The organism is Nocardioides korecus, from assembly GCF_054778395.1.
The window spans coordinates 137,293-151,816 of the sequence record NZ_BAAGZO010000006.1 but is presented as its reverse complement, the minus strand read 5'-3'; the positions used below and the strand labels follow the sequence as shown (position 1 = coordinate 151,816).

The following is a 14,524-nucleotide window of genomic DNA, read 5'->3' as shown; positions in this document are numbered from 1 at the left end:
CTGCGTGGCAGGTCCCTGACCTGCATATTCACGCATCGGACGCCGCCTCAGTCCGCAGAGAGTCCGCAAGCGGACTGAGAGCGGCGTCCATCACGCTCCGGGTGCGGTCCTCGTCACCCGGCCACAGGTGGGCGTAGGTCCGCAGCGTGATCACCGCGGACGCGTGCCCGAGCACCGTCTGCACCTGCTTCACCGACGCCCCTCCCGCGATCAGCGCCGAGGCGAAGAAGTGCCGGAACCCGTGAGCCGTGACGTCGACACCGGCCTCCTCGGTCGCGGCCGCGAGCAGCCGCTTCCAGCGGCTGTAGTGCAGCGGGTCGCCGAACTCGTCGACGAACAGCGCGTCGCCGCTGCCGTACGCCGTTAGGTGGCCCGCCAGCTCGTCGAGCACGACCTGCCCCACCGGCACCGTCCGGCGCGACGCCTTCGACTTCAGCGAGGCCACCACGTTGGCCTGGGTCCGCTGGCGCTCGACCCGGATCGTGCGTCGCAGGAAGTCGACGTCGCCGACCTCGAGACCACGCAGCTCGCCGATCCTCAGCCCGGAGCCGGCGAGCAGCACGACCACGGCCCGCCACCGCTCCCCCATCGCGTCGGCCACTGCGGCGACCTCCTCGACGGTCGGCGGGATCACCTCGGCGCCGTCACCGCGCGGTAGCCGGATCCGCCGGCACGGGCTTGCCGATATGACCCGGTCCTCGACCGCGGCCGCGAACACCTGAGCCGTCACGTCGTAGATGTTGCGCACCGAGCCCGCGGACAAGCCCTTCGCCTCGAGCTCGCGGACAAAGCCCTGCACCGCGGTCGCCCGTACGCCCGCGATCGACGCGGCGCCCAGCGCAGGCAGCAGGTGGAGGCGCAGCGCGTTGTCGACGATGCGGCGCGTGCCCTCGCTGGAGACCTGCACAGCCTGCCACTGGGCGGCGTACGCCGCGACCGTGACCCGGCCGGCGCGCGGGTCGACGTAGTCACCGCGGACGACAGCGGCGGTGACCTGGTCGAGCCACCGCTGGCCGTCGACCTTCCGCGCGAAGTGCCTGGAGTGCTCGCGGCCGGCGTCGTCGCGGTAGCGCGCGCGCCACCGCCCGTCCGGACGCTTCGCGATGCTGGCCACGAGTCAGAGGTCCTTGAGCGGGTTGCGCGAGATGACGGCCTCGACCGAGTAGCGCTCGGCCGCGTCGTGGGCCAGTTGGAGCACCTCGGCGGGTAGCTCGCTGCCGTCCCACCGGGTCTCGGCGATGGTGTCGAGCAGGTTGCGGCGGGTGGTGGCCACGTGGCTGGCGGCCAGGTCGAGTTCACGGGCTTGCTTCTCGAGGTGGGTGACCACGCCTCGGACGAAGCTGGTCAGGCGGGCCGACTCGTGGCTTTCGCTCAGCAGCGCGTCCAGCTCGAAGCCGATCACCTCAGCCAGCGCCACGGCCTCGGCCCACTTCAGCGACCGGGCACCGCTCTCGAGACGGGTGATCGTCTGCGGGTAGATGCCCTCGAGACCGTGCTCGCCCAGTCGGTCGGAGACCTGCGCTTGAGTCATGCCGGCCTTCTCGCGGAGCTGGCGCAGCCGCGCCCCGATTGCCTGATCGCCCTTAACCACAACGGCACCGTAACACCAAAACCACACACTAGGCAGGTGTCATCAGGGTGGTGAGCGTGTACGCTTCTAGCACTAGCACTGCACAACATTTTGGCAAGGAGCCCGCCATGGAAACCTTCCTCCGCATCGAGGACGTCTCCGAGATGACCGGCGTGCCGGTCCCCACCCTTCGGCACTGGCGCGCCGCCGGCACCGGCCCGCGGTCCGCCAAGTTCGGCAAGCGCATCGTCTACCGCGAGGCCGACGTCCAGCACTGGATCGACGTGCAGTTCGAGCTCGACGCCCAGGAAGCGTGAGGTGACCTGGACCAAGCTCGACGACGGATTCCACGCGCAGGCGTCGCTCCTTCGCTGCAGCGACGCCGCGTTCAGGCTCTACGTCACCGGGCTCACCTGGGGCAACCAACAAGGCACCGACGGCCGCACACCGCTCGAGGCGGTCTACACGTTCGGGATCCGCGGCGAGGTCAAGGACGCCATCGACGAGCTGGTCCGCGTCGGGCTCTGGAGCGAGGTCCACGACGAGGACGGCGAGGCGTGGCAGGCCGACTGGGCCCACCAGGAGGACTCGGTCGTGGTCGCCGAGCGGCGTGCGCGTCAGTCCGAGAAGAGCGCACGAGACCGGCTGCGTCAGGACATGCACAAGGCCGGCGATCATCGGCTGTGCGCCGCGCCGCGCTACTGCGGGCACGCCGACCCACGTAACGCACAACGTGTCGTACGTCGTGGCGTAGTGGGTGAGATACCTGATGACACACGAGGTGTCGCACGTGGTGAGACACCTCGCCCCGTCCCGACCCGGTCCGACCCGTCCCGACCCGACCCGGCCCGACCTCAAGGGAGGGTCGAGAGGGGAGGGGGCACGGGCGCCAACTCCGCTGGAGCTACGTCGACGACCGGCCCCGGAGGGGACAAGCCGCGCCCGCACGACTTCCCCTACGACGCCTTCCCGGACCTGGAGGCCCTCTACCCAGAGCCCTTCCCGCGCGGCACCATCTGCCCCGCCTGCGGCCTGCCCGAGGGTCACATCGCGCACATGTCTCACGACTACAGCGGCGACGAGACCGTCACGACCTGCAACGACTGCGGCGCGCCCCCAGACCACATCTGGCACACCTGGCACCTGGAGGCCTCGTGACCACAGCCCCCGACGACTCCTGGACCACCCGCATCACCAACCCGCAGCTCCCGCTTTGGATGCGCGTCGCCGCCTACGCCGAAGCCCACGCCAACCGTCACGGCCACTGCCCCCTCACCCCCGAGCAACTCCACCGCGGCATCGACCCCACCCTCCCGAAGTCCTCCATCAGCGAAGCCATCCGCCGAGCCATCACCGTCCGCTGGCTCGACCCCGCGTCCACCGCACGATGCCTCATCCTCGCCGGCTACAACCCGGCCGACCCACGCTGCCCAGCCACCCACCGCACAGGAGCCTGACCATGACCATCTGCACCTGCACCGGACGCGGTCCGAGAGGCATCGAGCACCTCGTCTGGCCGGCCCGCCGACTCCGGAACAGGATCCGCAGCGCCTGGCTGTGGCGTCGGCAGGGCCGCCCGCTAGACGAACCGATCGTCGTACGCCGCGGCCAGATCACCTCCTGCCGACACGGCCACTACCTCGTGACCGACTGGTGTTGGGATTTCAGGCACCAGACCAGCCCGATCGCTGCCGACATCCTGGTCGACCGCTACACCGGCCGTTACCCCGTCCAGCGGGTGCGCGACCTGCACTGCTGCCCCGCCTGCCGATCGGAGTGACCAGCACCTGGTCAGGCCGCGTGGTCACCGAGGCCCGAGCCATCGTGGCCACGTGGCTGCCCGCACCCTGCGGCCAGTGCCGCAAGCCCGTCGCCCTCGACGACGACTGGGTCGTCGGCCACACCCTGGCCAGAGTCACACACCCCGAGCTCACCCTCGACCCCACCAACTGGCGACCCGAGCATCGCGCCTGCTCCGACAAGACCGGCCAGGCCGCCGTCATCGCGAAGGCGAAGCAAGACGCGCTCCGATCCGTCGGGATGTCCGATTTTCCCCGTTCGGGGGCCGGCGGGGAGCCCCCGCCCCTTCCCGTCTCTCTCCCTGCCGTCGAGGACCGCTGGACGGTGCCCGCGCGGCTCCGGTGGGCACATCACGTCCGCACGGCGCCTGACTGGCTCGCTCCGTACCTTCGGGTGCCTGGGGATGCGTCACCACCGCTGGCCATGACGGAGGTGCACCCGCTCGCGGTGTGCAGCTTCGCCGCAGAGTCGTGCACGCACGCGTGGCGCGGGGTGCCGTTCCTGGTGGAGCCGTCGGCCATCGCGTGGGTCGAGCAGAAGCTGGGGATCCGGCTGCGGTGGTGGCAGCGTCTGGCGATGCTGCGGCAGCTTGAGCACGACGCGGCGGGTCGGCTGGTGTGGCGGACGGTCGTCGAGTCCGGGACGCGGCGGATCGGGAAGAGCGTGCGGCTGCGGTCGATCGCCCTCTGGCGGCTCGAGCACGGCGTGCGGCTGTTCGAGCCTGGGCAGACCGTCATCCACTTCGGGCGGAAGCTGGACGTGGTGCGGGAGGTGCAGGAGCAGGCGTGGCCGTGGTGTGAGGCGCAGGGCTGGGCGGTGACGCGGAACAACAACGCCCGTGGTGTCACCCACCCGAACGGCGCCCGGTGGCTGGCGAAGACGTCGGCGTACGGGTTCGACGTGCACCTGGGCTTGGCCGACGAGTGCTGGGACATCGAACCGAGCCGGATCTCCGACGACCTCGAGCCGGCCGCGCTGGAGCGGGAGTCGTCGCAGGTGGCGTTGACCAGCACGTCGCACCAGCTGGCGACGCCGCTGATGAAGCGGCGGATCTCGGCGGCGATGGCTTCGGACGACGGCCGGACGCTGCTGCTGCTGTGGGGTGTGGAGCCGGGTGCGGACATCGAGTCGCCGGCGACGTGGAAGGCGGCGTCGGCGCACTGGTCGCAGGACCGGAAGGAGCAGATGGCGGCCACGCTCGCCGAGGCGCAGGAGGCGGAGCCGACGCTGGCCGAACCGGATCCGGTCGGGGCGTGGGCCTGCCAATACTTGAACGTCTGGGACCTGGTCGCGCGGAAGAAGGTCAAGGGCGAGCAGGTCGTCACGGCCGAGTCGTGGGGCGAGCTGCGCGAGGAGCTGCCGCTCGAGGATGTGCCGGCGTCGGTGGCGGTCGAGTCGTGGTTCGGTGACGGGATCAGCGTCGCGCTGGGCTGGCGGTCCGGTGCGCGCGCGGCGGTGACGGTGCAGGATCACCCGACCCTGGAGGCCGCGGCGGCCGCAGTGTCAGCGACCGGGTACCGCGGCGTCGTGCTGGTCGGATCGTCCCTGGCGACCGACCCGGCGCTGGCCGGGCTGCGACTCCAACCCATGACCCAATCGCCGTCGGCCGCCGTCGCGGAGCTGATGCGGCTCCTCGGCGAGGACGCGGTCCGCCACGACGGCGACGAGCACCTCTCCGGGCAGGTCCTGGGGGTCCGGACGGAGCCCGGGACGGGCGGGATCCGCCTCACGTCGCGGAGCCGCGTCGACGCCGTGAAGGCCGCCGTTTGGGTTATTTCCCGAAGCCGTTTAGCCGGTTCCGGTAAGCCGCGGATCGTGACGGCCAGAAGGCGTGCTTCTGCCTGAGGTAGGCGCCCAGGCTTCTCTCTGTGGGCGTGCTGAAGTCGTGGTTCCTTGGTCGGGCAGACCCGCTTGTGGAAGCCGCTCTCTCGTCGTCGGCGGACGCTGCTGGCCCCTCTGGTGCCTCCTCCTCCCAGTCGGGTCCGGCGTTCGCCGTCGACGAGGTCTCCTACCCCGCCAGCGTGGTCGGGTTGGAGTCCTACAGCTCCTCGCTGGCGCTGGCGCCGAGGATCGACCGGGCCCGCGCGCTGCAGGTCCCGGCCGTGAAGCGGTCCCGTGACCTGATCGCCGGGACGCTCGGCGGGCTCCCCCTCGAGCTGTTCGGCCCGGACCGCCGGCAGCAGTCGTGGCGGCTGTTCGAGCAGCCTGAGGCGAACGTGCCGCGGTCAGTGACGATGACCAAGACCTTCGAAGACCTCCTGTTCGACGCGGTCGCCTGGTGGCGGATCGCCGAGCGCGACTACCGCGGCTGGCCGACGGCCGTGAAGCGCCTCGAGGTCGGCCAGGTCACCGTCACCAACGGCGTGGTCTACGTCGACGGCAAGGCCGTCCCAGACGCGGACCTGATCCGGTTCCACAGCCCCAACCCCGGGCTGCTGACGGCCGGCGCGCTCGCGATCCGAACGTGCCTGCGGCTCGACCACGCCGCGGCCAACGCCGCCGACGGCGTCCCGCCCGTCGACTACTTCACGCCGAGTGAGCAAGCCGACCCCGCCGGCGACGGCGTCATCGAGGAGCTGCTCGACGACTGGGACGAGGCGCGCCGCAACCGCACGACCGCCTACGTGCCGTACGCCCTGAAGTACAACGTGGCCGGCTGGGACCCGGAGAAGCTGCAGCTGGCCGAGGCCCGGCAGCACGCCGTCCTCGACATCGCCCGCCTGACCGGCCTGGACCCCGAGGACCTCGGCGTCTCCACCACCTCGCGGACCTACCAGAACGGCTTCGAGCGCCGGAAGGCGCTGATCGACTTCACGCTCGCGCCGTACATGGTCGCCGTCCAGGACGTGCTGTCCATGCGCAACGTCACCCAGCAGGGGTACGCCGCGCAGTTCAACCCCGACGGCCTGCTTCGCGCCGACGCGAAGAGCCGCTACGAGGCCTACGCCGCAGGCCTCGCCGTCGGCGCCATCACCCCCGAGCGGGTCGCCGAGATCGAGGGCGTGCCCGTCGCGAGCGTCCGCGCGCTCCCTGGCGCCCAGACCGTCGACCAGAACGGAGCCCCCGTGGCTGCCTCGCACCTCCGCCCCGTCCAGAACTTCAGCACCGGCCCCGACGTGCGCCTCGACGCGGTCGGCGCCGAGGTGTTCGAGGTCAACGTCGAGGAGCGCACCATCCGCGGTCTCGCGGTGCCCTACGGCAAGGCCGCGCTCTCGGGTGGCATGGCCTGGCAGTTCTCCAAGGGCACCCTGCAGTACGCCGACGTCAGCCGCGTGAAGCTCTGGGTCCAGCACGACGCCTCCCGCGCGGTCGGCGTCGCCACCAAGCTCGAGGACACCGACGCCGGCCTGGTCGCGACCTTCAAGGTCGCCCGCGGCGCCGAGGGCGACCAGGCCCTCTCGCTCGCCGAGGACGGCGTCCTGGACGGCCTGTCGATCGGGCTCAAGAACGGCGGGAAGTTCCAGACCCGCGACGGCATCCAGCACGCCGTCGAGGCGCCGCTGATGGAGATCAGCCTCACCCCCGCCCCGGCGTTCGACGACGCCCGGGTCCACGCAGTCGCGGCGTCCGCCGCCAGAACAGGAGTCACCATGCCCTGCACCCTCTGTGGAGCCGTCCACGCCGCCGGCGTCACCGAGTGCGACGCCACCGTGCGCGCCGCGTTCGAGGCCGCCAACACCGGCCCCACCTTCGACGCCCAGCCGATCGCCGACGCGATCACCGCCGGGTTCGCCGGCCTGGTCAACCCGCAGGGCGGCCCCGGCCTGGTCCAGGTCGGCCAGTTCGAGGTCAACGAGCCCTCGCCCTACCGCTTCGACGGCACCGAGGGCGCCGAGTCCTTCTCCGAGGACCTCCGCAGCTACAACCAGGACCCCGAGGCCCGGCAGCGCCTCGAGACGTTCATGGAGGACGCCTGGAACCACCAGTTCGCCGTCACCTCCGGCAACACCGGCGCCCTCAACCCGGCCCAGAACCGGCCCGACCTGTTCGTGCCGAACCTGACCTTCACCCGCCCCCTGTGGGAGATGGTCTCCACCGGCGTCGTCACCAACAAGACGCCGTTCACCATCCCGAAGTTCGCCTCGGCCTCGGGCCTGGTCGGCCCCCACACCGAGGGCGTCGAGCCCACCCCCGGCGCGTTCTCGGCCACCAGCCAGACCGTCACCCCGGCGCCGGTCTCCGGCAAGGTCGAGATCGTCCGCGAGGTCTGGGAGCAGGGTGGCTCGCCGCAGGCCGACCAGATCATCTGGGGCGAGATGCAGAACGGCTACTACGAGGCCGTCGAGGCCAAGATCGCCGCCCAGCTCGCGGCCGTGTCCACCGCCGAGATCAACCTCGCCTCGGCCGTCGACGCCGCGCTGGTCAACCTGATGACCGGCATCTTCGTCGACCTGCAGTTCGTCCGCGGCGGCAACCGCTACAGCCGCCTCGCGCTCGACGGGCTGCTGTTCAAGGCGCTGGTCAACGCGGCCGACGGCAACCAGCGCAAGCTCCTCCCGCTCCTCGGCCCGGCCAACGCCCAGGGCCAGACCTCCGGCGGCTTCGACCGGGTCGCGATCGGCACCCAGGAGGGCCGCGCCGCCTGGGCCCTCGGCTCGACCAACGCCTCGAAGTCTTACCTCTTCGTGCCCTCCAGCGTGTGGGCCTGGGCCTCGGCCCCGAAGAAGTTCACCTTCGAGTACCGCGTCTCCGCGATCGACCTCGCGATCTGGGGCTACACGGCCTCGGCGGTCCTGCGGGACTCCGACGTCAAGCCGATCGACTACACCACCGCGGACGTCTGATGAGCACCGCGCAGGAGCGCTACCTGGGGGGCAACGCGCCCACGCCGTTCGCGCTGGGCGACGCCCCGGAGCCGGCGACCTTCCCCGAGGCGAAGAAGCCCCGCGCCAACGTGAAGCCGTCAGCGACCCACACCGGCACCGACCCCCAGGGTCGCGCCGTGGGACCCGCCGAGGACCACACGAAGCTCAAGCGCGACGTCGACGGCCTCTCGGTCAAGGAGGGCGCCACGCGGGCCCAGGAGGCGTCCCGGTGACCGCCGCGAAGCCCAAGGTCGTCGGGACGATCGTCGACGTCCCCGAGGGCGGCAAGGTGACCCGCCCCGACGGGACCGTCTCCACCGTCACCGGTGGGTCTTACGTCCTCGACGAGCCCGGCACCTTCGTCGTCGACGACCAGGAGGTCGTGGTCGAGTGAGCCCCTTCGTCGTCCCGAACACCATCACGCTCCCCGACGGCGTCCCGCCGGTCGAGGACGTCGTGGAGTACCTCGGCCTGCCCCGAGCCACGGACGACGAGCTCGAGGGCTCGGTGGCGAAGATCCAGTCGGCGTACGACGCGGAGATCATCGCCCAGGGCGTCAAGTGCCGCATCACGCCGTACAGCTCGGACCTCGCCGAGGCCTTGTACCGCCGGGTGAAGCGGAACCTGGCGATGCGCAACGTGCCCCTCGGGGTGCAGATGGACGAGACCGGCGGCACCCGCATCGGGTCGATCGACCCGGAGGTACGCCGCCTCGAGGCGCCCTACCGGAAGCTGGTCGTCGGATGAGCGTCCGTGACGAGCTCGCCGCCGCGGCGTCCACCGTCGACGGGGTCACCGCGACCCCGTTCTACCGACAGACCACCGAGGCCGGGTCGGCGTTCATCCGCCTCGACCGCATCGACTACCCCGACCGGTTCGGCGGCGTCCGCACCTGGAACGTCGTCGTGGTCCTCCCGCAGGACCTGGCCGAGGCCGAGCAGTACCTCGAGGCGAAGCTCCCGGGCCTCCTCGAGGCCCTCGAGCCGCACATGACCGTCCGCGAGGTCGTGCCACAGCGGCTCAGCATCACCGACGTCGGCGCCCTGCCGTGCGTCTTCATCAACGGCTCCCGCGAGGAGAACTAGCTATGGCCGGACTCGGCACTCGTTCGCTCATCATCACCATCGGCGCCACCGACTACACCGCCCAGGTGTCCAAGGCGGTGATCACCTCCAAGGAGTCCGACGCGGACTTCCAGACCTTCGCCGACGCCGCGGCCGGTGGCGGTCGCGACTACCAGCTGGAGTTCACCGCGGTCCAGGACCTCGTCACCGGGACCCTGTGGGACAAGGTCTTCACCGCGCCCGGCACCACCGTCGCGTGCGTCCTGAAGCCCTACGGCGGGGCCGCGGCCAGCCCCACCACGCCGTGGTTCAACTTCAACGCGGTCGTCTCCGAGCCCGACGGCGACTTCCTCGGCGGCGAGCAGGACAAGTCCACGTCGGCGCGGATGACCTTCGACTGCAAGTGGGACCTGACCGCCAAGCCGACCCGCGTCACGGCCTGACCGATGGCCGCCGGCACCCGCGTCGGGTTCAAGGTCACCGGGCTCACGCAGCTCGTCCGTGACCTCAAGGCCCTTGGGCTCGACGTCGACGACCTCAAGGACGCCTTCTCCGCGATCGCAGACGAGGGCGCCAAGGCGGTCAGCCGGCACGTCCCGCGCCGCTCGGGGCGCCTCGCAGCGTCCGTGCGGGGCAACCGAGCCCAGTCCAAGGCCGTGGTCGCCGCCGGCCGCGCAGCTGTCCCGTACGCCGGGCCCATCAACTACGGCTGGCCCTCCCGGGGCATCGCCGCGGCCGGGTTCATGCAGAAGGCCGACGACGAGATGCGGCCCAAGGCCGTCGAGCTGCTCGAGCAGAACATCAACGCCCAGATCCAGAAGCGAGGACTCGCATGAGCCAGGCACCGCACTACTACCCCGGCGGCGACGCTGCGCCGTCGTACCCGCCCACCCTCGGCGATGCGCCGCAGCCGGCCCAGACCCCGGCCGAGGCCGCCACCGCGGTCGCGCGCGAGGGCTACGACGTCGAGGAGGTCGTCGGGTCCCTCAACGGCTTCGACGAGCTGGCCGTGAAGAAGGCGTTCGGGACCCCCGTCGGCGAGCTCGAGGGCACCTTCATGCTCCGCGCCTGCGCCTTCGTGCTGTTCAAGCGCCAGGGCCAGTCCGACCGGGAGGCGTACGACGCCGCGATGACGCTGACGCTCACCCAGTGCGACGAGATGTTCGTCGGCCACGAGGACGAGCCGATGCCCGACGAGCCGGTGACGCCCGCGGGAAAAGACGCCTCGCTGCCCAGCGTGACGCCGAGCAGCTCGCCGCACTGATCCTCCTCACCCACCTGTCCCCGGACGAGATCCAGCAGCTCACCCGACAGCAGAAGAACGCGATCGTCCAACTTGCCAACCGCCGCTAGGAGCCCACCATGGCCGGCCCGATCCGCATCGCGGTCCTCGCCAACGCCTCCCAGGCCAAGCGCGAGTTCAACGACGTCGCCGACACCGGGCAGTCCCGCTTCGGCAAGCTCGGCGGCTTCGCTCGCGGGGCCGGCGTCGCAGTCGCCGGCGGTCTCGCGCTCGGTGCCGCCGCGGCGGTGAAGTTCGGGTCGGTGGCCGTGCAGTCGGCCTCGGACGCCCAGCAGTCGATCGGGGCCACCGAGACGGTCTTCGGGAAGTACGCCGGCACCGTCATCAAGACCTCGAACCAGGCCGCCACGCAGTTCGGGCTCTCGGCCAACCAGTACCGCGAGAACGCCAACCTGATCGGGTCGCTGTTCAAGGGCCAGGGCGTCTCCACCGACCAGCTCGCGTCGAAGACCAAGAGCATGATCGGCACCGCGGCCGACCTGTCCGCGACGTTCGGCGGCACCACCAAGGACGCCGTCGAAGCGCTGGGGTCGGCGTACAAGGGCGAGTTCGACCCGCTCGAGCGCTACGGCATCAGCATGAAGCAGTCGGACATCACCGCCCGACTCGCGGCTAAGGGCCAGGACAAGCTCACCGGCGCCGCGCTGAAGCAGGCCACCCAGGCCGCGGCGACCGACATCATCATGAAGCAGGCCGCCCAGACCCAGGGCGCGTTCGGCAAGGAGTCCGACACCCTCGCCCACCAGCAGCAGGTGCTGGGTGCGAAGTGGGACGACATGAAGGCCAAGATCGGGGCCGCGCTGCTCCCGGTGCTGACCAAGCTCGCGGCATTCGTCGCCGACCGGATGATCCCGGCCATCACTCAGCTGTGGACCAACATCCAGCCGGCGGTCGCCCGGTTCGGGGCCCTGTTCACCTCGGCCGGGAGGGGCCAGTCGATCTTCGCCACCCTGGCCGGCATCTTCGGCCGGGTCGGCGCGTTCCTGGTCGGCACGCTGGTCCCGGCGGTCGTGCGGTTCTACCAGCGGGTCGCGGTCAACCTGCTGCCCATCGTGCGGCAGCTCGTCACCACGTTCCAGACCCGGGTGCTCCCGACCCTGATCCGGGTCGCCCCGACCGTGCAGCGGATCGTCACCCAGGTCGCGAAGGCCGCGGCCAAGTTCCTGGTGTTCGCCGCCGCCGTCGCCGGCCGGGTGCTTCCGCCGCTGATCCGGTTCGCCGGGTTCATCTTCTCCCGCGTGGTGCCGGCCATCGTGCGGATGGTCGCGATGAACGTCCGCATCATCGCCGTGCTCGCCCGCGTCGTCGGCGCCATCGCCCGTGGCGTCGCCGCGTTCGTCCGGTTCCAGGTCGCCGTGGTCCGCACCGTCGGCCGCGCCCTCAGCTACATCGCGGGCATCCCGGGCCGGATCCGAGGCGCCCTGGGGTCGGCCGGGTCGATCCTGTACGGCGCGGGCAAGGCCGTCATCCAGGGCCTGATCAACGGGTTCACCGCGATGTTCGGGAAGGTCGCCAGCGTCCTGGGCAACCTCACCGGCTACATCCGAGCCCACAAGGGCCCGCCGTCGGTCGACCGGCGGCTCCTGACCCCGGCGGGTATCTCGATCATCCAGTCCCTCATGGACGGGTTCGACGTCCAGACCCCGGCGCTGCGCCGCCAGCTGCAGAACCTCACCCAGGACATCAGCGGCTTCACCGCCAAGCCGACCGCGACGCTGCAGCTCGACGCTGCCGGCGCGTACACCGCCCTGCAGCGCGAGGACCGGACTCTGTCCATCCGGTTCACCGCCGAGCAGATGACGGCCGTGCAGCGCGGCAAGCAGGCGACGATCGACATCCGCGAGTACCGGTCCGCCGGCGGCAAGCTGTGATCGGCCTCGACAGCGTCAAGCTCGAGGTCTCTACCGACCCGCCAGCCGGCATCCTGACCAACCAGGTCGCCAACCCCTCCGGTGAGTACGGCGGGTCCGGGTGGATCACCCCGCCGGCCGGGGTATCGATCAACGCCGTGCCGGGCCGGCTGCTCGAGCTGCGCACCAACGGCGGCGTGAACACCTACGGCTACACCGAGCTGATCCCGATCGTCCCCGGCCAGTGGGCCAGCGCCAGCTACGAGGCCCCGGTCGTGCGCGGGGTGTACGCCGCGCGCCTGCAGTTCCAGAAGGCCGACGGCAGCGACTGCGCCACTCAGCCGGCCGCCGCCGCCCGCGTCGGAGCCTCGGCCACCCGACTGGCACGCCCGGCCGCCCAGGCGCCGTCTGACGCCGCCTTCGTGCGGTTCCAGTGGAACCTCTACAAGAACACCGCCGGCACGATGCCGCCCAAGGGCTACTACATGCGGTTCACCCGGATCATGGTCGCCGTCGGTGCGACTGCGGCCGCGGTCACCAGCAACCCGCCGTTCAACGACGTCACCTTCTGGCGCGACGTCACGCCGACGACGTCGAAGATCACCACCCACCGCGGCGACCTCGACGCCGGCGAGCTCGTGGCCACCATCTTCGACAACACCCTCGACCCGGCCACCTCCACCGCGCTGCGCTCCGGGCGACGTGTGCGGCTCTCTGCGGTCGACGCCGGCGGCGACTGGGACACCGTGTGGATCGGGACCGCGCAGCGCCCCAGCGCCGACTACGACCCCGTCCTGAAGGCGTCCAACGACCCCCGCGGCACCCGCATCACCCTCTCGGCCGTCGACGACACCGCGAAGTGGGCGGCCCGCACCCGGGCCCGCGGCTACTACGACGTGGCGAACCTGCCCGCCCTGTTCGAGGGCGCCGGGGTCCCGTGGGTCGTCGACGGCAACAACGGCCAGGTCGCCGCGCCGGCCGCCTCTCGCAGCTACAACGCGCCGGCCGACACCAGCGTCCTTGACCACACCCGCCGCGTCCGGAACAGCTACTACTCCACCGACCCGACCTTCTACGTGGCCGCCTGGATCGACCGGTACGCCGTCGCGCAGGTGTGGTTCAACGACACCGACCGCACCGGCCGCCGCGCGCTGCTCGAGGACCCCAACCTCGACACCGGGATCGACGACTGGGAGCCCAACCCCGTCGACCTCACCCCGATGCCGCCCAGCGGCCAGACCTACTCCGCGGCCGGCCTCGCCTACGTCACCGACACCCTGACGGTCAACGACCACGCCCTGCAGATCACCACCACTGCGGCGGGGATCAACTGCGCCCGCACCGCACCGGTCGCCGTGCGCCCCGGACAGCGCCTCAACGCGGCGTTCTCCATCCGCCTGGTCAGCGCCCCGGTCGGGCGGCAGATCCTCACCAACGCCGTGTTCCGCGACTCCGACGGCGCCAAGGTCGCCGCGCCCACCCTGGCCAACACCGCCGGCTACAGCGCCACGACCTACCTCGGCTACGGCGACCGACAGGTCGACGTCCCCGCCCGGGCGGTCACCGTCGAGCTCGAGCACATGATCTTCAACGCCGCCGGAGCCGGGGAGACCATCAACGTCGCCTCCACCGAGCTCTACGTCTACCGCGACGTACGGCTGGGCCAGGCCGACCTCAACTCCGCCCCGCTCTCTAACGGCGACGGCGACAACTTCAACCAGCTCACGATCGACACCATCTACAGCGCCACCGACGGCACTGGCTCCACCTCGGAGACCCACGGCCCCTATGTCAGCGCCTCCTCGGTCGCCCAGTACGGGCCCGCCGCAGCGACCGTGCCCACCGTCGGCTGGGCCTCGACGAAGTCGAACCTGAGCACCTTCACCAACTACCTGCTCTCGCGGAACAGCACACCCGAGACCCACGTCGGGGAGCTGGTCATCCCGATCCGCACGACCCTCGACGTCGCCCGCCACGCGTTCCGCGACGTCTGGGACCTGGTCGACGTCACCTGGCCCATCGCCGACTTCGTCCGCGTCGTCGAGGTCGACCACACCATCACCGCCACCAGCAAGGGGGCGCGCTGGTCGTGCTCCCTCGTCGTCGCCTCACCCACCCGCCTCGTGCTCTGA

General features: G+C 71.1%; 17 protein-coding genes. 15 read left to right on the top strand and 2 right to left on the bottom strand.

Annotated features, from left to right (window positions below; translation table 11 throughout):
- Positions 1-28: 28 nt before the first annotated feature.
- Positions 29-1,114 carry a tyrosine-type recombinase/integrase gene (locus tag ACYVDA_RS13465; protein ID WP_460818897.1) on the bottom strand — a complete coding sequence of 362 codons (1,086 nt, stop codon included), beginning with the start codon at positions 1,112-1,114 and terminating at the stop codon, positions 29-31.
- A gap of 3 nt (positions 1,115-1,117) precedes the next feature.
- On the bottom strand, positions 1,118-1,591 hold the full coding sequence (locus ACYVDA_RS13460; RefSeq protein WP_460818896.1) for a helix-turn-helix domain-containing protein: 474 nt from the start codon (positions 1,589-1,591) through the stop codon (positions 1,118-1,120).
- 107 nt (positions 1,592-1,698) lie between these two features.
- On the opposite strand from ACYVDA_RS13460, the gene ACYVDA_RS13455 reads away from it, so the two are divergent.
- The 15 genes from ACYVDA_RS13455 to ACYVDA_RS13385 all read left to right on the top strand — a co-directional run bounded on the left by ACYVDA_RS13455 (position 1,699) and on the right by ACYVDA_RS13385 (position 14,524).
- Positions 1,699-1,887: a helix-turn-helix transcriptional regulator gene (locus ACYVDA_RS13455; protein WP_460818895.1), complete on the top strand. Its 189-nt coding sequence runs from the start codon at positions 1,699-1,701 to the stop codon at positions 1,885-1,887.
- A gap of 1 nt (position 1,888) precedes the next feature.
- Positions 1,889-2,728 (top strand): hypothetical protein, encoded by an 840-nt coding sequence (locus tag ACYVDA_RS13450; RefSeq protein ID WP_460818894.1) that lies wholly within the window; start codon positions 1,889-1,891, stop codon positions 2,726-2,728.
- The gene (locus tag ACYVDA_RS13445; protein WP_460818893.1) at positions 2,725-3,027 is read left to right on the top strand and encodes a hypothetical protein; all 303 of its coding nucleotides are present in this window, start codon (positions 2,725-2,727) and stop codon (positions 3,025-3,027) included. Before ACYVDA_RS13450 ends, ACYVDA_RS13445 begins: the two co-directional genes overlap by 4 nt.
- 2 nt (positions 3,028-3,029) lie before the next feature.
- Entirely contained in the window at positions 3,030-3,350 is a 321-nt protein-coding gene (locus ACYVDA_RS13440; RefSeq protein WP_460818892.1) for a hypothetical protein, read from the top strand.
- Positions 3,347-5,215 (top strand): HNH endonuclease, encoded by a 1,869-nt coding sequence (locus ACYVDA_RS13435; protein ID WP_460818891.1) that lies wholly within the window; start codon positions 3,347-3,349, stop codon positions 5,213-5,215. The genes ACYVDA_RS13440 and ACYVDA_RS13435 overlap by 4 nt, the downstream gene beginning before the upstream one ends.
- A gap of 68 nt (positions 5,216-5,283) precedes the next feature.
- Complete coding sequence (locus ACYVDA_RS13430; protein ID WP_460818890.1) at positions 5,284-8,154, top strand: phage portal protein; 2,871 nt, start codon at positions 5,284-5,286, stop codon at positions 8,152-8,154.
- Positions 8,154-8,408: a hypothetical protein gene (locus tag ACYVDA_RS13425; RefSeq protein ID WP_460818889.1), complete on the top strand. Its 255-nt coding sequence runs from the start codon at positions 8,154-8,156 to the stop codon at positions 8,406-8,408. The genes ACYVDA_RS13430 and ACYVDA_RS13425 overlap by 1 nt, the downstream gene beginning before the upstream one ends.
- Complete coding sequence (locus ACYVDA_RS13420) at positions 8,405-8,569, top strand: hypothetical protein (RefSeq protein ID WP_460818888.1); 165 nt, start codon at positions 8,405-8,407, stop codon at positions 8,567-8,569. Before ACYVDA_RS13425 ends, ACYVDA_RS13420 begins: the two co-directional genes overlap by 4 nt.
- A complete protein-coding gene (locus ACYVDA_RS13415; protein WP_460818887.1) occupies positions 8,566-8,922 on the top strand; it encodes a hypothetical protein in 357 nt (118 codons plus the stop codon). Before ACYVDA_RS13420 ends, ACYVDA_RS13415 begins: the two co-directional genes overlap by 4 nt.
- Positions 8,919-9,260: a hypothetical protein gene (locus tag ACYVDA_RS13410; RefSeq protein WP_460818886.1), complete on the top strand. Its 342-nt coding sequence runs from the start codon at positions 8,919-8,921 to the stop codon at positions 9,258-9,260. Before ACYVDA_RS13415 ends, ACYVDA_RS13410 begins: the two co-directional genes overlap by 4 nt.
- Before the next feature lie 2 nt (positions 9,261-9,262).
- Positions 9,263-9,682, top strand: a complete 420-nt coding sequence (locus ACYVDA_RS13405; protein ID WP_460818885.1) for a hypothetical protein — start codon at positions 9,263-9,265, stop codon at positions 9,680-9,682.
- A gap of 3 nt (positions 9,683-9,685) precedes the next feature.
- Entirely contained in the window at positions 9,686-10,075 is a 390-nt protein-coding gene (locus tag ACYVDA_RS13400; RefSeq protein ID WP_460818884.1) for a hypothetical protein, read from the top strand.
- The gene (locus tag ACYVDA_RS13395) at positions 10,072-10,503 is read left to right on the top strand and encodes a hypothetical protein (protein WP_460818883.1); all 432 of its coding nucleotides are present in this window, start codon (positions 10,072-10,074) and stop codon (positions 10,501-10,503) included. Before ACYVDA_RS13400 ends, ACYVDA_RS13395 begins: the two co-directional genes overlap by 4 nt.
- Before the next feature lie 98 nt (positions 10,504-10,601).
- Positions 10,602-12,413 carry a phage tail family protein gene (locus ACYVDA_RS13390; RefSeq protein ID WP_460818882.1) on the top strand — a complete coding sequence of 604 codons (1,812 nt, stop codon included), beginning with the start codon at positions 10,602-10,604 and terminating at the stop codon, positions 12,411-12,413.
- Positions 12,410-14,524 (top strand): hypothetical protein, encoded by a 2,115-nt coding sequence (locus ACYVDA_RS13385; RefSeq protein WP_460818881.1) that lies wholly within the window; start codon positions 12,410-12,412, stop codon positions 14,522-14,524. Before ACYVDA_RS13390 ends, ACYVDA_RS13385 begins: the two co-directional genes overlap by 4 nt.

What these genes read in the sequence shown, in the direction of transcription:
- ACYVDA_RS13455 (WP_460818895.1), top strand. Translation starts at nt 1,699, where the DNA reads ATGGAAACCTTCCTCCGCATCGAGGACGTCTCCGAGATGACCGGCGTG.
- ACYVDA_RS13440 (WP_460818892.1), top strand. Translation starts at nt 3,030, where the DNA reads ATGACCATCTGCACCTGCACCGGACGCGGTCCGAGAGGCATCGAGCAC.
- ACYVDA_RS13425 (WP_460818889.1), top strand. Translation starts at nt 8,154, where the DNA reads ATGAGCACCGCGCAGGAGCGCTACCTGGGGGGCAACGCGCCCACGCCG.
- ACYVDA_RS13410 (WP_460818886.1), top strand. Translation starts at nt 8,919, where the DNA reads ATGAGCGTCCGTGACGAGCTCGCCGCCGCGGCGTCCACCGTCGACGGG.
- ACYVDA_RS13405 (WP_460818885.1), top strand. Translation starts at nt 9,263, where the DNA reads ATGGCCGGACTCGGCACTCGTTCGCTCATCATCACCATCGGCGCCACC.
- ACYVDA_RS13400 (WP_460818884.1), top strand. Translation starts at nt 9,686, where the DNA reads ATGGCCGCCGGCACCCGCGTCGGGTTCAAGGTCACCGGGCTCACGCAG.
- ACYVDA_RS13395 (WP_460818883.1), top strand. Translation starts at nt 10,072, where the DNA reads ATGAGCCAGGCACCGCACTACTACCCCGGCGGCGACGCTGCGCCGTCG.
- ACYVDA_RS13390 (WP_460818882.1), top strand. Translation starts at nt 10,602, where the DNA reads ATGGCCGGCCCGATCCGCATCGCGGTCCTCGCCAACGCCTCCCAGGCC.